Raw genomic sequence first — 20878 nt, 5'->3', positions numbered from 1 at the left:
CTCACGCCTTCTTCAGCTCGGCGGCGACGGTGGACAGCAGCTCGGACCAGGAGGCCTCGAACTTCTCCACGCCGTCTTCCTCCAGGAACGTCACGACGTCGTCGTAGTCGATGCCGATCTCCTTGAGCGCGGCCATGGTGTTCCACGCCTGCTCGTAGAAGGGACGGATCGTGTCGCCGCCGATCTTGCCATGGTCGGCCGCCGCGCCGAGGGTCTTCTCGGGCATCGTGTTGACCGTGCCCGAGGTGACCAGCTCGTCGACGTAGAGGGTGTCGGGGTAGTCGGGGTTCTTCGTCCCGGTGGAGGCCCACAGCGGGCGCTGCGGGCGGGCCCCGGCCTCGGCGAGCGCCTGCCAGCGCGGGGAGTTCACGACGTCCTCGAAGGCGGCGAAGGCCAGACGGGCGTTGGCGACCGCCGCCTTGCCCTTGAGGGCCAGCGCCTCGGGGGTGCCGATCTTGTCCAGGCGCTTGTCGATCTCGGTGTCGACGCGGCTGACGAAGAACGAGGCCACCGACTCGATGCCGGACAGGTCCAGGCCCTTGGCCCTGGCCTGCTCCAGGCCGGTCAGCCAGGCGTCCATGACGGCCCGGTAGCGCTCGAGGGAGAAGATCAGCGTGACGTTGACGCTGATGCCCTCGGAGATCGCCTGGGTGATCGCCGGCAGGCCCTCGACCGTGGCCGGGATCTTGATGAACAGGTTCGGCCGGTCGACCAGCCACCACAGCGCACGCGCCTCGGCGACGGTCTTCTCGGTCTCCCTGGCCAGGCGCGGGTCGACCTCGATCGACACCCGGCCGTCCACGCCGCCCGTGGCGTCGTAGACCGGCTTCAGGACGTCGGCCGCCCAGCGGATGTCGTAGGTGGTGATGGCGCGCACCGCCTCCTCGACGTCGACCCCGCGGATCTTCAGGTCGTGGAGCTGCGACTGGTAGGCGTCGCCCTTGCTGAGCGCGGAGGCGAAGATCGTCGGGTTGGAGGTGACGCCGACCACGTGCTTGTCGCGGATCAGTGACTCCAGGTTGCCGGTGCGCAGGCGCTCGCGGCTGATGTCGTCCAGCCAGATGGAGACGCCCTGGTCGGAGAGCTTCTTCAGAATCTCACTCATGATCAGTTTCCCGTCGTCTCGCCCTTGTCGGCCCCGGTCCGGGCGAGGCTCGCCTTGGCGGCGGCGGCCACGCGCTCGGCGGTCAGCCCGAACTGCTCGTAGAGGGTCCTGTAGGGAGCCGAGGCGCCGAAGTGCTCCAGGCTCACCACTTCCCCTTCATCTCCCACGAACTGCCGCCAGCCCAGGGCGATTCCCGCTTCCACCGCCACGCGCGCGCGGACCGCGGGGGGCAGCACCGTCTGCTTGTACGCGGAGTCCTGGGCCTGGAACCACTCGACGCACGGCATCGACACGACCCGCGCCGGGATGCCCTCGGCCTCCAGGATCTCCCGGGCCCCGACGGCGAGCTCGACCTCGGAGCCGGTGCCGATCAGGACCACCGCCGGCTGGCCGGTGGAGGCCTCCTGCAGGATGTAGCCGCCCCTGGCGACCTTCCCGGCGTCGCCGGTGCCCTCGTAGACGGGCAGGTTCTGCCGGGTCAGGGCGAGCCCGGCCGGACGGTCGTTGTGCTCCAGCACGACCTGCCAGGCGGCGGCGGTCTCGTTGGCGTCGGCCGGGCGCACGATGTCGAGGCCCGGGATGGCGCGCAGCGCCCACAGGTGCTCGACGGGCTGGTGCGTCGGGCCGTCCTCGCCCAGGCCGATCGAGTCGTGCGTCCACACGTAGATGACCGGCAGCTTCATCAGCGCGGCGAGCCGCACCGACGGGCGCATGTAGTCGCTGAAGACCAGGAACGTGCCACCGTAGGGGCGGGTGCCGCCGTGCAGCGCGATGCCGTTGAGGATCGCGCCCATGCCGTGCTCGCGGATGCCGAAGTGCAGCGTGCGGCCGTAGGGACCGCCCGGGAACTCCTTGGTCTGGTACTCCTCGGGGATGAAGGACGGCTCGCCCTTCATCGTGGTGTTGTTGGACTCGGCCAGGTCGGCCGAGCCGCCCCACAGCTCGGGCAGGACCGGCGCGAGGCTGTTGAGCACCTCGCCGGAGGCCTTGCGGGTGGCCACGGAGGAGCCGGGCTTGAAGGTCGGCAGCGCCTCGGCCCAGCCCGCGGGCAGGCGCCGCGCGGAGATGCGGTCGAACTCCGCGGCGCGCTCGGGGTTGGCCTCGCGCCAGCTCTGGAAGAGCTTGTCCCACTCGGCGCGGGCGGCGCGGCCGCGCTCGACGACCTCGCGGGCGTGCTCCAGGACCTTGGCCGGGACGTCGAAGCTCTTCTCCGGGTCCATGCCGAGGATCCTCTTGGTCGCGGCGACCTCCTCGGCGCCCAGCGCCGAGCCGTGGATCTTACCGGTGTTCTGCTTGTTGGGAGCCGGCCAGCCGATGATGGTGCGCAGCCGGATGAACGACGGCCTGCCGGTCTCGGCGCGGGCCGCCTCCAGGGCCTGGTGCAGCGCCTCGACGTCCTCGACGTAGTCGCCGGTCTGCGTCCAGTCGACGGTCTGGGTGTGCCAGCCGTACGCCTCGTAGCGCTTGACGATGTCCTCGCTCAGCGCGATCTGGGTGTCGTCCTCGATCGAGATGTGGTTGCTGTCGAAGACGACGACCAGGTTGCCCAGCTTCTGGTGGCCGGCGATGGCGCTGACCTCGTGGCTGACGCCCTCCTCGATGTCACCCTCGGAGGCGATGCACCAGATCGTGTGGTCGAACGGGCTGGTCCCCGGGGCGGCGTCCGGGTCGAACAGGCCGCGCTCGCGGCGGGCGGCGATGGCCATGCCGACCGCGTTGCCGATGCCCTGGCCCAGCGGGCCGGTCGTGGTCTCCACGCCGACGGTGTGGCCGTGCTCGGGGTGGCCCGGGGTGCGGCTGTCCCACTGGCGCAGGGCCTTCAGGTCGTCCAGGCCCAGTCCGTAGCCCGACAGGTAAAGCTGAATGTAGAGGGTCAGGCTGGAGTGGCCGGCCGACAGGACGAACCGGTCGCGGCCCGCCCAGGTGGGGTCTGCCGGGTCATGCCGCATCACCTGCTGGAACAGCAGATACGCGGCCGGCGCCAGGCTCATCGCGGTGCCGGGGTGGCCCGAGCCCGCCTTCTCTACCGCGTCCATGGCCAGGGCCCGTACGACGTCGACCGCCTGGCGGTCGAGGTCGTTCCATTCGAGGGCTGGCACGAGTTCACTGCTCAAGTGCTCGATCTCCGGATCTTTATCGTGTGATGGTGGCGCCGGTTTGGTATTTCCCGCCCACACCGGACCCTAACGGTTCGGTCTAGCTACCGGGGCGTAGACCGGACCGGGGCGGGCCCGCAGGAGCGCTGAGCAGCGCGGACGTGTCCCGCTGGGGGTCTGGCCGCGCGGCTTCCGCACCCCATGCCGAGACCGGCCCCCTCAGCAACTACAGTGAGTCCTCAAGGCTGGCTGGTGCCCGCATTCACGGATCCGCTCTAATCAGAGGTTACGCGTTGACCCCGCACGTGCTGGAAGCGCCTTAGATGGTGCTCACCGAGAAGCAATCGACGGCCCCGATCGAGGCGGGCGCGGAGCCCGGCGTCGCGCCGCGCTCCTTCGGCGACGTCGTGAAGGCCTACGTCGCCCTCACCAAGCCGCGGATCATCGAGCTGCTGCTGATCACCACGCTGCCGGTGATGTTCCTGGCGGCCAAGGGCCTGCCGCCGCTGTGGGTCGCGGTCAGCACCCTCGTGTTCGGCACCCTGTCCGCCGGCAGCGCGAACGCGCTGAACTGCTACATCGACCGCGACATCGACGCCGCCATGCGCCGTACCCGGCGCCGTCCGCTGGCCAGGCACCTGGTCCCGCCGACCAACGCCCTGATCTTCGGGATCATCCTCGGGGTGCTGTCGACCCTCGGCCTCGGCCTGACGGTCAACTGGCTCGCGGCGGGCCTGTCGCTGGCCGCGAACCTGTTCTACGTGCTCGTCTACTCGATGATCCTCAAGCGGCGCACCCCGCAGAACGTGGTCTGGGGCGGCATCGCGGGCTGCATGCCGGTGCTCATCGGCTGGGCGGGCATCACCGGCAGCCTCGACTGGGCCCCGGTGGTGCTCTTCGGCGTGGTGTTCTTCTGGACGCCGCCGCACACCTGGACCCTCGCCATGCGCTACCGGGAGGACTACGCCGCGGCGAAGGTCCCCATGCTCCCGGTCGTGGCCACCGAGCGCCGGGTGGTGCTGGAGAGCATCGTCTACACCTGGGCCACGGTGCTCTGCTCCCTGCTGCTGTGGCCGATCGCCGGGACCACCCTGCTCTACCCCGTGGTCGCCGCCGTCCTCGGCGCCGCGTGCCTGTGGGAGGTGCACCGCCTCCTGGGCCGCGTCAACGCCGGCAAGACCGGCGTCGACCTGCGCCCGATGCGCTTCTTCCACTGGTCCAACGCCTATCTGGCGCTGCTGTTCCTGGCCGTCGCCATCGACTCCATGCTCGTCTGAGCGGGCCGTTCCGCGGATTCCGTCCCGTCGTGTGTGCTCCGCCCGCCCAGGCCGCGCGCAGGCCCGCCGGCGCCCGAGCCCCCGAGACCCGGTCGAGGGGGCTCGGCCCGCCCCCCCCACCGCGTCGCGGGCCGGTCCCGTCCACGGATCGGGGAACGACCGTCCCGTGGGTGGTCGGTGTGTGTCCCATGGCCGGCTCCGGTCCAGGCCCGGGGTGGGGGAGGACAGGTCGTGGTTGATCGGTTACGGTTGCCGCATGGCGAGCCGTGATCCTCGATGGGTGTTCAAGGACCGCCCGTCGGTCGCGCTGATCGCCGGGCTGGTCGTGACGGGCCTGTGCGCCCTGGTGTCGTTCTCCTTCGACGTGCTGAACGGCGACCCGGTCTACTTCTTCATCGCCCTGGCCCTGGCCCTGGCGCCGGTCCCGGTGCTGATGGCGGCCGTGCTGGCGCTCGACCGCATGGAGCCCGAGCCGCGCAGCAACCTGATCTTCGCGTTCGCCTGGGGCGCGGGTGTGGCGGTCCTGGTGGCCGGAGTGATCAACTCCTTCAACCTCCTCTACATCGAGAACGCCGCCGGGCTCGGTTACGCCAGCGCGCGCAACGTCGCCGCCACCTTCGGCGCCCCCGTGGTCGAGGAGACGATGAAGGGCCTGATCCTGCTCGGCCTGCTCAGGTTCAAGCGGGCCGAGCTCGACGGGCCGACCGACGGGATCATCTACGCCAGCATGGTCGGCCTCGGCTTCGCCATGAGCGAGAACGTCAGCTACTACGTCGCCGCCCTCGACGACCTGGGCGCGCAGGGCCTGGCGGTCACCGTCGTACTGCGGGGGGTCCTGTCGCCGTTCGCGCATCCGCTGTTCACCTCGATGATCGGTGTCGCGGTGGCCTACGCGGCGCAGCGCCAGGGGCCGGGCCGCGCCTTCGTGATCGCCGCCGGGTGGGGCGGCGCGATGCTGCTCCACGGGATCTGGAACGGCTTCGCCTCCTACGTCGGCTTCGCCGGCCTGGCCATCGCGTACCTGCTGCTGATGACCGTGCTGTTCGTGCTGATCTGGATCGTCTTCCGCGACCGCAAGCGCATCGTCGGCCTGATCCAGAACTACCTGCCCGCCTACCAGCCGACCGGTCTGGTGGGCCCGCAGGACGTCGTGATGCTCTCCTCGCTGCCCGCCCGGCGTCAGGCCCGGCAGTGGGCCAAGACGTACGGTGGCGCCGCCGGGCTGCGGGCGATGAGCGACTACCAGCTCGCGGCCACCGAGCTCGGCCTGCTCCACGAGCGGGCCAGGGGCCGCGTGATCGACGAGCGCACGTTCAACGAGGAGCAGCAGGCCCTGCTGGAGTGCATGGCCGGTGCCCGGTCCCACTTCCCCGCCCCGCCCCCGGCGGCGACCGGGGGCGGGACACCGGGATACCCGCCGGGCGGCCCCGGCCATCCGCCGGGTGGCCCGCCCCACCCGTGGCCGCCGGGAGATCCGGGCCGTCACCCCCACCCGTAGGACCACGGCCGCGCGTCGCCCGCGGTGTTCGTTTCCGGGTTCGCTCCGCGGTCACTCAGGCCGGAGCGCGGCGTCCAGGGTCGTCTCGCGCGGCCCGGGGAAGACGGGTGCCGAGTCGAACACCAGCGAGTCGAGGAGCCCTTTGGCCGAGGCGAAGAACTCGCGGGCGGCCAGGGGGTAGGTGGACGCCCACCGCTTGGCGGAGTCGTCGCCCACGCCGAAGGCCTCGAGGCCCGCCGTACGGCACAGGGCGACCGCCCTGGGCAGGTGGAAGACCTGGGTGACCACGGTGACCTTGGTGGCGCCGAACACGGTGCGGGCCCGCACGCATGAGTCCCAGGTGTCGAAGCCCGCGTAGTCGAGGACGAGGGACCTGGCCGGTATGCCGCGCGCCACCAGGTAGTCGCGCATCACGGTCGGCTCGTCGTAGTCTTTCCGGCTGTTGTCGCCGGACAGCAGGATCGCCCGGACCTTGCCCGCCCGGTAGAGCTGGGCGGAGAGGTCGAGCCGGCTGGCCAGCATGGGGGAGGGGGTGCCGCCGGGAGCGCCCGCCCCCAGCACCAGCGCCACCGGCGCCTCGGGGACTTCGGCGAGCCAGCCGGGGGAGGATTCGGCGACCGCCCGGTGCCCGGAGCTGGTCAGCCACGCCCAGGTCAGCGGGCTGATGGCAAGAACGCTCAGCAGCACGGCGCCCTGGTAGCAGCGTCTGAGAGTCGTACGTGACAGCGGCATCCGATCATTATCCTGATCCGGAGGATCGGACGTCGATCGGAGCCCGGGGCGGTCGGACGCCGTCCGGGCCGGGACGGCGCCCGAGCGCGGGCGAGGCCGGGCCCCGCGCCGGTCAGGCGCGGACGGGGTCGCGGGCCTCGGCGGGATCGGTGGGTTCGGCGGGGATCTCCCGCGGGTCACGCGTGCGCAACGCGAACGCCGCCCGCAGGGTGCAGACCCAGACCAGCGTCGAGCCGAGGACGTGCAGGTTCACCAGGGCCGCGGGCACGCCCAGGAAGTACTGGACGTATCCGACGACGCCCTGGGCCAGCTCCACGCCCAGCAGGACCAGCGCCGCGCGCCTGGCCCGCTCCGGGGCGTCCGTCACGTACAGCGCGAACACGAGTGCGAACGTGAGGCCGACCACCACGTAGGCGACGTCGGCGTGGATCCTCGCCACGGTCTCGATGTCGAAGGAGAACCGCGAGGCCATCTCGTCCCCGGAGTGCGGCCCGGTGCCGGTCACCACCACGCCCGCGACGAGCAGGACGGCCACCGCCCCGATCAGCGCGGCGCCGAGTGCGCGGATGTGGCGGTGGACCAGGAGCCGCACCGGCGCGTCCCCCTCGCCGGAGCGGGCGTACAGGGCGTACGCGGCGGCGGTCATGCCGACGGAGAACAGGAAGTGCATGCTCACCGTGACCGGGTTGAGCGCGCTGTGCACCACCAGGCCGCCCCAGAGCCCCTGCACGGCCACCCCGATCGGCTGCAGCCAGGCCAGGCGGACCAGGTCGCGGCGGCGGGGCAGCAGCCGCATCGCGGCGAGCAGGCAGGCCACGCCGACGACCAGCACCAGGAACGTCAGCAGCCGGTTGCCGAACTCGATGGCCATGTTGACCGGTGAGATCTCGTCGTGGACCGCCGGGACGAAGCTGTCCGGGGTGCACTGCGGCCAGGTGGGGCAGCCCAGGCCCGACCCGGTGACCCGCACGGCGGCGCCCGTCACCGTGATCAGGACGTTGACGGCCACCGCCGCCAGAGCCCAGCCGCGCAGCGAGCGCGGTGTGGGGGACCAGACCGAACGGATGACGGGGGTGGCGGAGCCGCGGGCACGGCCGGTGGAGAGATTCACGCATTCATGCTATGGGGCCACCCCGTCGGTGCCGTCATCAGGGAACCGCCGCCGCCGTAGGGCCGCCACAGGCGCGGCGTACGGCCGGTGTGGCCCGGTCGGTGACGTGCGGCGGCGGCCCGCGGCGGCCCGGGTCGTGGCGGGGACCGCCGGGCGGGGCCGCCGGGGTACGGCGTGGGACGGGGCGTGCGGTCCGGGCCCCGGGGTATTCATCGCTGAACTGCTGGAACGTAGACGAATGTCTGTTCTGATGCATTGATCCCATTGAAAGTATGTGACATAGTACTGACTGTCGAGGTGCTGGAGCGAGGTGAGCCATGCCGGACGTCGTGGTCGTCGGCGCCGGAGTCGTCGGGGCCGCGTGCGCCTACTACGCGGCCCGCGCCGGACTGGACGTGGTGATCGTCGACCGCGGGCCGGTGGCCGGTGGGACGACCGGTGCGGGCGAGGGCAACGTCCTGGTCTCCGACAAGGAACCGGGGCCCGAACTGGACCTCGCGGTGCTCTCCAACCGCCTCTGGCGCGACCTGGCGGCCGACGGCGAGGACGGCCCGGACCGCGCGGGCCGGCCAGGAGGCGGGTTCGAGTTCGAGGCCAAGGGCGGCCTGGTCGTCGCCGAGACCGACGAGGTGCTCCGGGCGCTCACCGGTCTGGCCGGAAAACAGGGCGTCGAGCACGTGCCCGTCGCCCCCGGGGAACTCCGTGACTACGAGCCCCACCTGGCCACCGGGTTCGCCGGAGGCGTGTTCTACCCGCAGGACGCCCAGGTCCAGCCCATGCTGGCGGCGGCCACCCTCATCAGGCGGGGCGCGGAGCGTTTCGGCCGCGGCGCCCTGATGCTGCGGACCGGCGTCACGGTGACCGGCTTCGTCCGCGCCGGTGACCGGGTCACCGGCGTGACGACCGACCACGGTGACATCCTCGCCGGGGCCGTCGTCAACGCCGCGGGCACCTGGGGCGGCGAGGTCGCCGCACTGGCCGGGGTGCACGTCCCCGTCCTGCCCAGGCGCGGCTTCATCCTGGTCACCGAGCCGACGGCCGGGCCGCTCATCCGGCACAAGGTCTACACCGCCGCCTACGTCACCAACGTGGCCAGCGACTCGGCGGGCCTGGAGACGTCCGCCGTCGTTGAGGGCACCCCGGCGGGGCCCGTGCTCATCGGCGCCAGCCGCGAGCGGGTCGGCTTCGACCGCACGGTCTCGGTCCCGGTGCTGGAACGTCTCGCCCGCCAGGCCGTCGAGCTGTTCCCCGAACTGGCCGCCTACCGGGTGATCCGCGCCTACTGCGGCTTCCGCCCCTACTGCCCCGACCACCTCCCGGTGATCGGCGAGGACCCCCGGGCCCCCGGGCTCTACCACGCCTGCGGCCACGAGGGCGCGGGCATCGGCCTCGCCCCGGCCACCGGCCACCTGATCGTCCAGGCCCTGTCCGGGGTCCGCCCGGACCTGGACCTCGCCCCCTTCCGCCCGGACCGCTTCGCGAAGGAGACCTCATGAGGGAGCCGTACCGCCTGGTGCGGGCGCGGCCCGAGCCGGAGTTCGAGATCAGCGTGGACGGCTCACCCGTCCCGGCGGTCCCCGGCCAGACCGTCGGCGCCGCCATGCACGGCGCCGGCATCCGCTCCTGGCGGACCACCAGGTTCGGCGGGCGCCCCCGCGGGCTGTTCTGCGGCATCGGCGTCTGCTTCGACTGCCTGGTCACGGTGAACGGGACCCCGTCCCTGCGCGCCTGCCTGACCGAGGCCCGCCCCGGCGACCGGATCGACACCGGAGGCGCGGCCGGGGGGCCGGTGGGCGGGCGATGACGCGGACCTACGACCTGGCCGTCGTCGGCGCCGGGCCCGCCGGCGTCGCCGGCGCCCTGACCGCCTCCCTCGCCGGGCTGGACGTCGTGCTGGTCGACGGCGCGGCCAGGCCCGGCGGCCAGTACTTCCGGCGCCCCGCCGACGGTTTCCACGCCGGGCGGGCCGGCGCGCTCCATCGCGGCCTGGACAGGTTCACCCGGCAGTGGGAGGCGCTCCGCGAGCGGGCCGACCTGCTGCTGCGCCACCGCGTCTGGGCGGTCGGGCGCGCGGGAGAGGCGTTCACCGTACGGTGCCTGGAGGGGGACCGCGAGGAACGGCCCCGCACGGTCACCGCGCGCGGACTGCTGATCGCCACCGGCGCGCACGACCGGCCGGTGCCCTTCCCCGGCTGGGACCTGCCCGGCGTGCTCACCGCGGGCGGCGCGCAGGCGCTGCTCAAGGGTGAGCTGGTCCTCGCGGGCCGCAGGGTCGTGGTCGCCGGTACGGGCCCGTTCCTGCTCCCGGTCGCCGCGGGCCTGGCCGCGGCCGGCGCCGAGGTGACCGGGGTGCACGAGGCCAACGGCAGGTTCGGACCGGCCGCCCACCCGCTGCTCGCCGCGGGCAAGGCCGGCGAGGCCCTCGGGTACGCCGCGGTCCTGGCCCGCCACCGGGTCCCCTACCGGGGCCGCGAGGCGGTCGTCGCCGCCCACGGCGGGACCGCGCTCACCCACGTCACCGTGGCCAGGCTCGACAGGGACTGGCGGCCGGTCTCCACCAGGACCGTCGAGTGCGACACCCTCGCCTACGGCTACGGCTTCGTCCCCCAGCTCGACCTGCCCGTCCAGCTGGGCTGCGCGACCCGGCACGACGCCGACGGCAGCCCGGTCGTCACGGTGGACGCGGGTATGCGTACCAGCGTGCCCGGCGTCTACGCGGCCGGGGAGACCACCGGCGTCGGCGGCGCGGTCCTCGCCGAGGTCGAGGGGCGCATCGCGGGCCGGGCCGCCGCCGCGGACCTGGGCCGTCCCGTGCCGCCCGACCCCGTTCTGTCCCGCCGCAGGGACCGGCTCGCCGCCTTCGCACGGGTGCTGCACGACGCCTACCCGGTACGGCCGGGCTGGCGGGGCTGGCTCCGCGACGACACGCTCGTCTGCCGCTGCGAGGAGGTGCCCCTGTCGGCCGTGCGCGAGGCGCAGGCCATGGGCGCCACCGACGCGCGCTCCGTCAAACTGCTGGCCCGCCCCGGGATGGGGTGGTGCCAGGGCCGGATGTGCGGCTACGCGGTCGCATGTCTCGTCGGTGAGAATCCCGCGGCGCCCCGGCGCCCGATCGCCCAGCCCGTCCGGCTCGGCGACCTCGCCGCGCCGACCCGGCCCCCTTCGGGCCGATCCGCAACCCCTTCGGAAGGATGAAACGATGGCATCCCGCGTGAAGCCCTGGCACGGCGTGATGGTGGCCACCGCGCTGCCCCTCGGCGACGACCTCTCCGTCGACCTCGACGGCTACGCCGAGCACTGCCGGTGGCTGGTGGACTCCGGATGCGACGGCGTGGTGCCGAACGGGTCGCTGGGCGAGTACCAGACGCTGACCTCCCGGGAGCGGGCCGCGGTCGTGGAGACCGCGGTCGCGGCCGTCGGCGGTGACCGGGTGATGCCGGGCGTCGCCGCCTACGGCGCCCTGGAGGCGCGCCGCTGGGCCGAGCAGGCCGGCGAGGCCGGCTGCCGGGCCGTGATGCTCCTGCCGCCCAACGCCTACCGCGCCGACGACCGGACCGTGGTGGAGCACTACCGCGAGGTCGCCAGGGCAGGCCTGCCGATCGTCGCCTACAACAACCCCTTCGACACCAGGGTGGACCTCACTCCGGGGCTGCTGGCCACCCTCCACGCCGAGGGCCTGATCGTGGGGGTCAAGGAGTTCACCGGCGACGTCCGCCGGATCTACGAGATCGCCGAGCTCGCCCCCGGCCTGGACGTGCTGGTCGGCGCCGACGACGTGCTGCTGGAGCTGGCCGTCGCCGGCGCGGTCGGCTGGGTGGCGGGCTTTCCCAACGCGCTGCCGGAGTCCACCGTGGCCCTGTACCGGGCGGCGGTCGCCGGCGACACGGCCACCGCGCTGCCGCTCTACCGCGCGCTCCACCCGCTGCTGCGCTGGGACTCCAAGCCGGTGTTCGTGCAGGCCATCAAGCTCTCCATGGACCTGGCCGGTCGTAAGGGCGGCAGGTGCCGCCCGCCCAGGCTCGCGCTCGTCCCCGAGCAGGAGGCCGCCGTGCGCGCCGCCACGGAGAAGGCCCTTGCCGAGGGCCTGCGCTAGCCCCCGTCCCCGGCCGGGCCCGGCGACCCCGTGCCGGGCCGGAGTCCCGCGCCCGGCTGTGACCCCGCGTCCGGCCGCACTCCCCGCCGGCTCCCCGGCGACCGTCCCCTGCCGACCCCGGCACGCCACCCTTCCCCGCGAGGAGAATCAATGAGGACGAAGAGGGTCTTCCATGCGGTGGACTCCCACACCGAGGGCATGCCCACCCGGGTGATCACCGGGGGAGTGGGGGTCATCCCCGGCTCCACCATGGCCGAGCGGCGCGAGCACTTCCTCGCGGAGATGGACCACATCCGCACCCTCCTGATGTACGAGCCGCGCGGCCACTCGGCGATGAGCGGGGCCATCCTGCAGCCGCCCACCCGGCCCGACGCCGACTACGGCGTGCTCTACATCGAGGTCTCCGGCTGCCTGCCCATGTGCGGGCACGGCACCATCGGCGTGGCCACCGTCCTCGTCGAGACCGGCATGGTCGAGGTCACCGAGCCGGTCACCACCATCCGGCTGGACACCCCCGCCGGGCTGGTCGTCGCCGACGTCCGGGTCGAGGACGGCGCCGCGACCGCGGTCACCATCACCAACGTCCCCTCCTTCAGCGCGGGCCTGGACCGCGCGGTCAAGGTGCCCGGCCTCGGGGAGGTCTCCTACGACCTGGCCTACGGCGGCAACTACTACGCCATCCTGCCGATCGCCTCGGTCGGCCTGCCCTTCGAGCGCTCGCACAAGCAGCGGATCCTCGACGCCGGCCTGGCGATCATGCAGGCGATCAACGAGCAGGACGAGCCCGTCCACCCGCTGGATCCGGGCATCCGCGGCTGCCACCACGTGCAGTTCACCGCGCCGGGCTCCGACGCCCGGCACTCCCGGCACGCGATGGCGATCCACCCCGGCTGGTTCGACCGCTCACCGTGCGGCACCGGCACCAGCGCGCGGATGGCCCAGCTGCACGCCAGGGGCGAGCTCGGGCTCGGCGCCGACTTCGTCAACGAGTCGTTCATCGGCACGCGGTTCGTCGGCCGGCTCGTCGAGGAGACGGCGGTGGCCGGGCTGCCCGCGGTGGTCCCGACGATCACCGGCCGGGCGTGGGTCACCGGTACCGCGCAGTACTTCCTCGATCCCCGTGACCCGTTCCCCGGAGGTTTCCTGCTCTGATCGTCCTACCGGCCCGGTTCCGGGGTGACGGGGAAGTTGTGCCGGAAGACGTTGCGCGGGTCGTAGACGGCCTTGACCTGCCGCAGCCGTCGCAGGGTGGGCGGCGGGAACGCCCTGGCCAGCAGCCTGTCGTCGCCGTGCGACTCGAGGCTCAGGTAGATCGCGTCCACGCCGAGCCGTTCCCACGCCCGCTCGGCGTGCGCGTGCCGTGACTCGGGGGCCACCACGCTCAGGGAGAAGTTCTGCGTGCGGTGGGCGTAGGCGGTGGCGTCCGGGGCGACGTCGTTGACCGCGCCCCCGACCGAGCGCACCTGGAACATGGCGACGTCGCCGTCGGCGAACATGCCGGCCACCACGGCCGCGGTGGCGCCGTCGAGGTGGTCGACCAGGGCGGAGTGGCTGCGCAGGCCGGCCTGGCCCCGATGCCGGTTGTGGTGCGGCGCGACGACGGCGGCGTACGGGGCGAGCTGGGCCTGCTGCTGCAGCACGGGGGCGAGGTCCAGGAACGGCTGGATCGCCGGGACGGCGGCGTCGGTGTCGTCACCGGCCCACACGATGAGGGTCTGCGCCAGGACGGATCCGCCGGAGCGTCCGGGGAACGCCGAGAGGAAGGCCGTCAGCCGCCGGGGGCTCTCCTCGACCAGCCGCCCCCAGCTTTCCAGGAACGCGGCGGTATCGGAGGCGTCGTGCACGATGGCGGCGAAGACGACGTCGCCCACCTCGGCGGCCTCGATGTCGAAGGAGGTGACGACGCCCATGTTGCCGCCCGCGCCGCGCAGGGCCCAGAACAGGTCGGGGTGGTGGTCGGCGTCCGCGCGCACGATCCGCCCGTCGGCCAGGACGACCTCGGCGCCCACCACATGGTCGATGGTCAGCCCGTAGGAGCGCCCCAGGAAACCCTGCCCGCCGGCGGTCGCCAGGCCGCCCACGCCCACGTCGCCGTAGTCGCCGGAGCTGATGGCCAGCCCGTACGGGGCGAGCGCCTCGGCCACCTCGCCCCAGCGGGCTCCGGCGCCGACGCGCACCAGCCGCCGCTCGCGGTCGATCACCTCGACGCCGTTCATCGCGCCGACGTCGACGACGATGCCGCCGTCGTTGGTGGACCGGCCGCTGATGCCGTGCCCGCCGCTGCGCACCGACATCGGCACGTTCTGGCCGCGGGCGAACGCCAGCGCGTCGGCCACCTGCCGCGGCGTGGTGGCGCGCAGGACGAGCCCGGGCGAGCCGGGCCACACGTAGGAGGAGCGCACGTCCTCGTAGCCGTGGTCGCCGGGCTCGACGGCGACGGCGGCCAGCGATTCGGGCAGCGCGTCGTAGTCGATCCCCGGGTGCCGCAGCGCGAGCGCGCGGGCCGGACGCACCGGAGCGGCGTGCGTGCCGGCGGAGGCCCGCCCGGCCGCGACGGCCTCGCGCAGGGCCGGGGCGACCTCCCGGGCGAAGGTCTGGATGTCCTGCGGATCGTCGGAGGCGAGGATGAACGTGCTGACGCCGTCCCGAAGGACCAGGGGCAGCAGTTGCTCCACCCACCGGCCGGCGGGGCCCCGCAGCGGGCCGTCGCCGGAGGCGCGGAAGTCGCCCGTGATGTTGAGCAGGCGTCGGATCTCGCGAGGGTCGCGGCCCGCCTCGACGGCCGCCTCATCGATGAGCTTGTTGTTCGCGGGGATGTCCCCCGGCCGGAGGTAGCCGAGGCTGGGCAGCCAGCCGTCGGCCTTCGCGCCGATCAGGCGCAGCATCTTCGGCTTGTAGGCCCCGAGCCAGATCGGCACCTCGTGCGCCGGGGCGGGACCCCGTTTGGCCCCGTTGACCGAGTAGTGGTCGCCCTCCACCCGCAGCACCCGGCGCTCGTCGGCATCCCAGATGCCGCGGATCACGTCGATGGCCTCGCTCAGCGCGGCCACGCCCTGCCCGGGGGTGAGGCGCCGGCCGCCCATGGCCTCGATCGCGTCCCAGAAGGCTCCCGCTCCCAGGCCGAGCTCGATCCGCCCGCCCGAGAGCAGGTCCAGGCTGGCCACCGAGCGGGCCAGCACGGCCGGGGGGCGCAGCGGCAGGTTGAGGACGTTGCCGGCCAGGTGGACGCGCTCGGTCCGGGCGGCCACCCAGCTCAGCAGCGTCCAGGTGTCCAGGAATCCCGGCTGGTAGGGGTGGTCCTGGAACGTGACGAGATCCAGGCCTGCCCGCTCGCTCAGGAGGGCGAGGTCGACTGCCGCCTCCGGCCTGCGGTTCTGTGGCGTGATGAACGATCCGAACCGTAGGTCGTGGCCATAGTCGGGCATGTGCTCCTCCGTCGTAGATGGTAGACGTATCAACCATATCTATTTTAGATGATATATCAACCTTTAAGGTGACGTATCAACCTTCAGCGACATAAGGTGCATGTATGACCGTGCAGCAGCCATCGGCGAGCCCCAGACCGGCGGAGCTGGACGCGTGGCGGAGCTACACCACCGTCCACGCGCAGCTCGCCGCGCACCTCGCGCGCGAGCTGACCCGCGCCACCGGCCTGTCCGAGGCCGACCACCAGATCCTCGACGTGCTCCTGGACGCCCCCGGCGCGCGCATGCGGGCGCTGGAACTGCGCTGGGCGCTGCAGTGGGAGAAGAGCCGCCTCTCCCACCAGATCGCCCGGATGAGCACACGCGGCCTGCTCGAACGCGACGCCTGCACCGAGGACGCCCGCGGCTGGGACATCATCCTCACCGCCGCCGGCCGGGAAGCCGCCGCGCGCGCCCGGCGGGTCCGGGAGGAGTCCGTCCGCCGCTTCGTCCTGGAGACCCTCGGCGCCGAGCGCCTGGCCCACTTCGCCGAGGCCGCGGCCCTCCTGGCCGACAGGCTCAACCGGGCCGCCGAGGAGGACCCCGACTGCCGGGCCGCGCGCGCGGCCGTCTACGCCGACGGGTCCGGGTAGGGCGGTGGCGGCCGGGCCCCGCCGCCCTCCACGACCCGGCTGCCGTCTCCCGTACGACCCGGGCGCTGCCCCGGCCGAAGCGGGCCGGACCAGGTCCGACGCGCCTCCGGCGGTCCGGTTCGGCGCGGTCCGGGCCGGGCGGCGCCGTGCCCGGTACCGGCCGGCGCGGCGCTCGTCTCACCGCGGGCCCCGGCGCGGGTTCCGGCATGACCGGATCCGTCCCGGGCCGAGAAACAGTGTCTTAACGCTAACGGTCTTGTTTCGGCGCTTGACGCGTTCTTGGATTGCTAGTGGCATGTCACACATCACCTGATGTGAGGAGCCGCACATGCGTGCCATCCCCCTGAAGTCCTTCACGTCACTCGCCCTCCTCGTTCTCCTGGTCACCGGATGCGGCCAGGGGTTGCTCGGCGGAGGCGGGGAAAGCGGCCGGGAGGCCGGCGAGAACGAACCGATCGTCCTGGGCATGCTGATCCCCCAGTCGGGCAGCGAGGCCGCCATCGGCCCCTACATGAGCAACGCGGCGCAGCTCGCGATCGACGAGATCAACGCCAAGGGCGGCGTGCTCGGCCGCAAGCTGGAACTGAAGACCGCCGACGACGCCTGCGACGCCCAGGCGGCGGCCGCCGCCGCCAACAAGCTGGTCACCGAGGGCGTCGACATCTCGGTGGGCGGCTACTGCTCCGGCGCGACGCTGCCCACCCTGCCGATCTTCGGCAAGGCGGACATCCCCATGATCATTCCGGCCGCCAACTCCCAGGAGCTGGTGGACCAGAAGCTCAAGCACGTCTTCCTGATCAACGGCACCGGCTCCCAGCAGGCCGCCGCCGCCGAGAAGTGGATCGTCAAGCAGGCCGCCAAGAGCGTCGCCCTCATGCACGACAACACCAGCTACTCCAAGGACATCGCGCTGCGCACCCGGGAACTGCTCGACGCCCCGGGCGGCGCCGAGGCGGTGATCACCGAGGCGGTCACCCCCAAGGAGAGCGACTACAGCCCCAACATCACCAACGTGCTGGCCAAGAAGCCCGACTTCGTCTACTGGACCGGTTACTTCCAGGAGGGCGGCCTCATCGCCCGCCAGCTCCGCCAGGCCGGCTACAAGGGCGCGATCATGGTCGGTGACGGCTCCGTCTCGCCCAAGCTGATCGAGATCGCCGGAGCCGAGGCCGCCGAGGGCGTCTACGCCACGATGACCCAGACCCCCGAGACCCTGGAAGGCGCGGCCGGGTGGATCGACGCCTACCGGAAGAAGTTCGGCGCCGAGCCCGGCCCCTACTCCAACCAGGCCTACGACGCCGTCCGGCTGGCCGCCGAGGCGATCACCAAGGCGGGCGGCACCGACGGCGCCAAGGTCATCGCCGCGCTGGAGGCGATCGACGGCTTCGCGATGTTCTCGGGGCCGCTGAAGTTCACGCCGGAGCACACCCTGGCGAACGGCGGTTTCCAGATCCTCGTCGTCAAGGGCGACACGTTCGCCCTGCAGGACTCGCTGCGATGACCGGGAGCACCGCGGGCCCACGCGCCGGGGGAAGGGGCGCCGCCCGCCGCGGCGCCCCGGCCGCCCCGCGCGGGACGGGAGCGGCCGGATGACCCAGCTCGTCTGGAACGGCCTGTTCGTCGGCTCGTTCTACGCCCTGGTCGCCCTGGGCTACAGCATGGTCTACGGGATCATCAAGCTGCTGAACTTCGCCCACGGCGACCTGTACATGCTCGGCGCGTTCACCGGCTTCGCCATCCTCGGCGCGGTGGGCGGCGTGTCCCCCACCATGGCCCTGCCGCTGCTGCTGGCGGTGCTCCTGGCGACCATGGCCGTCACCGGCCTGGCCGGGGTGGCGCTGGAGCGGATCGCCTACCGGCCGCTGCGCCGCGCACCCCGCCTCTCCCTGCTGATCACCGCCGTGGGCGCCTCGTTCGCCCTGGAGTACGGCATGCGCGCCGTGGCCGGCGCGGACCCCCGGGTCTATCCGGTGCGCCTGGGCGGCTCCTCGCTGGAGGTCCTGGGCGCCCGGCTCACCCCGCAGCAGCTCGTGCTGGTCGGGGTGGCCGTGCTCCTCATGGCAGGGCTCAACCTGCTGGTCACCCGCACCCGCGAGGGACGGGCGATGCGGGCCATCGCGCTGGACCCCCGCACCAGCGCGCTGATGGGCATCGACGTCGACGCGGTCATCTCGCGGACCTTCTTCATCGGCTCGGCCCTCGCGGGGGCCGCGGGCGTGATGGCCGGCGCCTACTACGGGAAGATCGACTTCCTGATGGGCTTCCTGATCGGGCTCAAGGCCTTCACCGCGGCGGTCATCGGCGGCATCGGCAACATCCCCGGCACGATGCTCGGCGGGCTGCTGCTCGGGCTGCTGGAGTCGTTCGGCACGTTCTGGCTGGGCGGCGAGTGGCGCGACGTGTTCGCCTTCGGGGTGCTGATCCTGTTCCTGACCGTGCGGCCCACGGGCCTGCTCGGCGAGCGCGTGACGGAGCGCGTATGACCACGACCAAGGTCCGCCGCCTGGGCACCGACCGGCCGCCCAGCCTGGCCTCGCGGCTGATGGGAAACCGGTGGGCCGGGCTCGCCGGCCTGCTCGTCGCGCTCCTCGCCCCCTTCGTCGACGCCACGCCGTACGCGCTGTCGGTCATGACCAGCGCGGCCATCGCCGTGATGCTCGCCGCCGGGCTGAACATCGTGGTCGGCTACTGCGGCCTGCTGGACCTGGGCTACGTCGCCTTCTTCGCGGTCGGCGCCTACACCAGCGGCGTGCTGGCCACCCGCTTCGAGGTGCCCCTGCTCGCCACCGTGCCCGCCGTCATCGTGGTCACGGTCGTCGCCGGGGTCGTCATCGGAGCCCCCACCCTGCGGCTGCGCAGCGACTACCTCGCCATCGTCACCCTGGGCTTCGGCGAGATAATCCGCATCACGGCCAACAACCTGGACGTCACCGGCGGCCCCTCGGGCATCTACGGCATCCCGCACCTGGTCGAGCATCCGGCGGCCTTCTACTACGTCACCGTGGCCGTCGTGTCGCTGGCCGTGCTCGGCTCGGCCCGCCTGGGCCGCTCCCGGCTCGGCCGGGCCTGGCGCTTCGTCCGCGAGGACGAGGACGCCGCCGAGGCCATGGGCGTGCACACCTACCGCGTCAAACTCGCCGCCTACATCGCCGGGGCGGTCTGGGGAGGCCTGGCCGGGGTGCTGTTCGCCGCCCAGCTCTCGGCCATCTCCCCGGGCAGCTTCACCTTCCTGTCGTCCGCGCTGGTGCTGATGGCCGTGGTCCTCGGCGGCATGGGCTCGGTCTCCGGCGTCGTCGTCGGCGCCGTCGTGATCAGCGTCCTGCCGGAGATCCTGCGCGACCTCGCCGACCACCGGTTCCTCCTGTTCGGCGTCCTCCTCATCGTCGTCATGCTCCTGCGCCCGCAGGGGCTCTGGCCGGCCCGCTCCAGGGAGGTCCCGTGAACCTGCTCGACGTCGCGGATCTACGTCTGTCCTTCGGCGGGCTGGTGGCCATCGACGGGCTGTCGTTCTCGGTGGGCGAGGCGGAGATCGTCTCCGTCATCGGTCCCAACGGGGCGGGCAAGACGTCGGCCTTCAACTGCGTCACCGGCTTCTACCGGCCGGCCTCCGGCCGGATCACCCTGCGCGGCACGGATCTGACGGGCCTGCGGCCCTCGGCCGTCGCGGCCCTGGGCGTGGCGCGGACCTTCCAGAATCTGCGGCTCTTCGGCGAGCTGTCGGTCCTGGACAACGTGCGCGCCGGAGCGCACCTGTGGCTGCGCCAGAGCGTCCTCGACGCCCTGCTGCACACCCCGCGCTACCGGCGCTCCGAGCGCGAGTGCACCGAGCAGGCCCACCACTGGCTGGACTTCGTGGGCCTGCGCGGCGACCGGTACGGCGCGGCCCGCCACCTGCCCTACGGGGAGCAGCGCCGCACCGAGATCGCCCGCGCCCTGGCCCGCCGCCCGGACCTGCTGCTCCTGGACGAGCCCGCCGCCGGGCTCAACCACGGCGAGAAGGCCGAGATGCTCGACCTGATCCGGCGGATCCGGGAGCTGGGCGTCGCCATCGTGCTCATCGAGCACGACATGGGCCTGGTCATGGAGGTCTCCGAGCGGGTGGTCGTGCTCAACTTCGGCAGGGAGATCGCCGACGGCCGCCCCGAGGACGTCCGGCGCGATCCGGCCGTCATCGAGGCCTACCTCGGGAGTGACGACAGTGCTTGAGATCGACGGGCTCGACGTCCACTACGGCGGGGTGCACGCCCTGCGCGGCCTGTCCCTCACCGTGGCCGAGGGGGAGATCGTCGCCCTGCTCGGCAACAACGGCGCGGGCAAGACCACCACGCTCGCGGCGGTCTCCGGGCTGGTGCGGCCCAGCGGCGGCAGGGTCGTCTTCGACGGGCGGGAGGTGACCCGGGAGAAACCCCACCGGATCACCGCGCGCGGCCTGGTGCACGTCCCCGAGGGGCGCAGGATCTTCAGCACGCTCACCGTGCACGAGAACCTCCAGCTGGGCGGCTACCTGCTGCGCGACCGGGCCGAGACGCGCGGGCGGATCGACCGCGTCTACGAGCTGCTGCCCCGTCTGGCCGAGCGGCGCGCCCAGCAGGGCGGCACGCTCTCCGGCGGTGAGCAGCAGATGCTCGCCATCGGCCGGGCGCTGGTCACCGGGCCCCGGCTGCTGCTGCTCGACGAGCCCTCCATGGGCCTGGCGCCGCTGGTGGTCGCCTCCATCATGGAGCTCATCGCGGGTATCAACGCCGAAGGCACCTCGGTGCTGCTCGTCGAGCAGAACGCGACCGCCGCCCTCAAGATCGCACATCGCGGCTACGTCATCGAGAACGGCGCGTGCGTTCTGGACGGCCCGGCCGCCGAGCTGCGTCAGGACGCCCGGGTGGTCGAGGCCTACCTCGGCGGGGTCTGACGG

General features: G+C 72.8%; 18 protein-coding genes. 13 read left to right on the top strand and 5 right to left on the bottom strand.

Annotation, left to right across the window (positions count from 1 at the left end; all coding sequences use genetic code 11):
• Position 1: 1 nt before the first annotated feature.
• Together tal and tkt are read right to left on the bottom strand one after the other, a co-directional pair.
• Positions 2–1105 carry a transaldolase gene (tal, locus tag ABD841_RS10670; protein WP_344970206.1) on the bottom strand — a complete coding sequence of 368 codons (1104 nt, stop codon included), beginning with the start codon at positions 1103–1105 and terminating at the stop codon, positions 2–4.
• A gap of 2 nt (positions 1106–1107) precedes the next feature.
• Positions 1108–3141 carry a transketolase gene (gene tkt, locus ABD841_RS10665; RefSeq protein WP_344970283.1) on the bottom strand — a complete coding sequence of 678 codons (2034 nt, stop codon included), beginning with the start codon at positions 3139–3141 and terminating at the stop codon, positions 1108–1110.
• 383 nt (positions 3142–3524) lie between these two features.
• On the opposite strand from tkt, the gene ABD841_RS10660 reads away from it, so the two are divergent.
• Both ABD841_RS10660 and ABD841_RS10655 read left to right on the top strand, forming a co-directional pair.
• On the top strand, positions 3525–4478 hold the full coding sequence (locus ABD841_RS10660) for a heme o synthase (protein WP_344970205.1): 954 nt from the start codon (positions 3525–3527) through the stop codon (positions 4476–4478).
• Positions 4479–4734: 256 nt separating this feature from the next.
• Complete coding sequence (locus ABD841_RS10655; protein ID WP_344970203.1) at positions 4735–5976, top strand: PrsW family intramembrane metalloprotease; 1242 nt, start codon at positions 4735–4737, stop codon at positions 5974–5976.
• Positions 5977–6027: 51 nt separating this feature from the next.
• Here the strand turns inward: ABD841_RS10655 and ABD841_RS10650 are convergent, their stop codons facing one another.
• Both ABD841_RS10650 and ABD841_RS10645 read right to left on the bottom strand, forming a co-directional pair.
• Entirely contained in the window at positions 6028–6708 is a 681-nt protein-coding gene (locus ABD841_RS10650; protein WP_344970201.1) for a SanA/YdcF family protein, read from the bottom strand.
• A gap of 112 nt (positions 6709–6820) precedes the next feature.
• A complete protein-coding gene (locus ABD841_RS10645; protein WP_344970199.1) occupies positions 6821–7819 on the bottom strand; it encodes a COX15/CtaA family protein in 999 nt (332 codons plus the stop codon).
• 317 nt (positions 7820–8136) lie between these two features.
• On the opposite strand from ABD841_RS10645, the gene ABD841_RS10640 reads away from it, so the two are divergent.
• The 5 genes from ABD841_RS10640 (at position 8137) to ABD841_RS10620 (ending at position 13064) form a co-directional block, all read left to right on the top strand.
• On the top strand, positions 8137–9315 hold the full coding sequence (locus tag ABD841_RS10640) for an NAD(P)/FAD-dependent oxidoreductase (protein WP_344970198.1): 1179 nt from the start codon (positions 8137–8139) through the stop codon (positions 9313–9315).
• Positions 9312–9623, top strand: coding sequence for a (2Fe-2S)-binding protein (locus ABD841_RS10635; RefSeq protein WP_344970196.1), 312 nt, complete (start codon positions 9312–9314; stop codon positions 9621–9623). Before ABD841_RS10640 ends, ABD841_RS10635 begins: the two co-directional genes overlap by 4 nt.
• Entirely contained in the window at positions 9620–11014 is a 1395-nt protein-coding gene (locus ABD841_RS10630) for an FAD/NAD(P)-dependent oxidoreductase (RefSeq protein WP_344970195.1), read from the top strand. The genes ABD841_RS10635 and ABD841_RS10630 overlap by 4 nt, the downstream gene beginning before the upstream one ends.
• 4 nt (positions 11015–11018) lie before the next feature.
• Positions 11019–11912 carry a dihydrodipicolinate synthase family protein gene (locus ABD841_RS10625; RefSeq protein WP_344970193.1) on the top strand — a complete coding sequence of 298 codons (894 nt, stop codon included), beginning with the start codon at positions 11019–11021 and terminating at the stop codon, positions 11910–11912.
• Between the two features lie 150 nt (positions 11913–12062).
• The gene (locus ABD841_RS10620) at positions 12063–13064 is read left to right on the top strand and encodes a proline racemase family protein (protein ID WP_344970191.1); all 1002 of its coding nucleotides are present in this window, start codon (positions 12063–12065) and stop codon (positions 13062–13064) included.
• A gap of 5 nt (positions 13065–13069) precedes the next feature.
• Here ABD841_RS10620 and ABD841_RS10615 read toward each other — a convergent pair whose 3' ends face one another.
• The gene (locus ABD841_RS10615) at positions 13070–15337 is read right to left on the bottom strand and encodes an LLM class flavin-dependent oxidoreductase (protein WP_344970189.1); all 2268 of its coding nucleotides are present in this window, start codon (positions 15335–15337) and stop codon (positions 13070–13072) included.
• Between the two features lie 104 nt (positions 15338–15441).
• Here ABD841_RS10615 and ABD841_RS10610 point away from each other — a divergent pair, with 104 nt between their 5' ends.
• From ABD841_RS10610 to ABD841_RS10585, 6 genes are all read left to right on the top strand, one after another.
• Entirely contained in the window at positions 15442–15969 is a 528-nt protein-coding gene (locus tag ABD841_RS10610; protein ID WP_344970187.1) for a MarR family winged helix-turn-helix transcriptional regulator, read from the top strand.
• Between the two features lie 328 nt (positions 15970–16297).
• Positions 16298–17470, top strand: a complete 1173-nt coding sequence (locus tag ABD841_RS10605) for a branched-chain amino acid ABC transporter substrate-binding protein (protein ID WP_344970185.1) — start codon at positions 16298–16300, stop codon at positions 17468–17470.
• A gap of 88 nt (positions 17471–17558) precedes the next feature.
• On the top strand, positions 17559–18452 hold the full coding sequence (locus tag ABD841_RS10600; protein ID WP_344970183.1) for a branched-chain amino acid ABC transporter permease: 894 nt from the start codon (positions 17559–17561) through the stop codon (positions 18450–18452).
• A complete protein-coding gene (locus ABD841_RS10595; protein WP_344970182.1) occupies positions 18449–19411 on the top strand; it encodes a branched-chain amino acid ABC transporter permease in 963 nt (320 codons plus the stop codon). Before ABD841_RS10600 ends, ABD841_RS10595 begins: the two co-directional genes overlap by 4 nt.
• A complete protein-coding gene (locus tag ABD841_RS10590; RefSeq protein WP_344970180.1) occupies positions 19408–20175 on the top strand; it encodes an ABC transporter ATP-binding protein in 768 nt (255 codons plus the stop codon). The genes ABD841_RS10595 and ABD841_RS10590 overlap by 4 nt, the downstream gene beginning before the upstream one ends.
• Positions 20168–20875 carry an ABC transporter ATP-binding protein gene (locus ABD841_RS10585; protein ID WP_425581971.1) on the top strand — a complete coding sequence of 236 codons (708 nt, stop codon included), beginning with the start codon at positions 20168–20170 and terminating at the stop codon, positions 20873–20875. Before ABD841_RS10590 ends, ABD841_RS10585 begins: the two co-directional genes overlap by 8 nt.
• The last annotated feature ends 3 nt before the right edge of the window (positions 20876–20878 follow it).

Origin of the sequence: Streptosporangium fragile (assembly GCF_039534445.1) — a bacterium.
Taxonomy (GTDB): domain Bacteria; phylum Actinomycetota; class Actinomycetes; order Streptosporangiales; family Streptosporangiaceae; genus Streptosporangium; species Streptosporangium fragile.
Note: the sequence above shows the minus strand (reverse complement) of the source record. Positions and strands in the feature narration are given on the sequence as shown.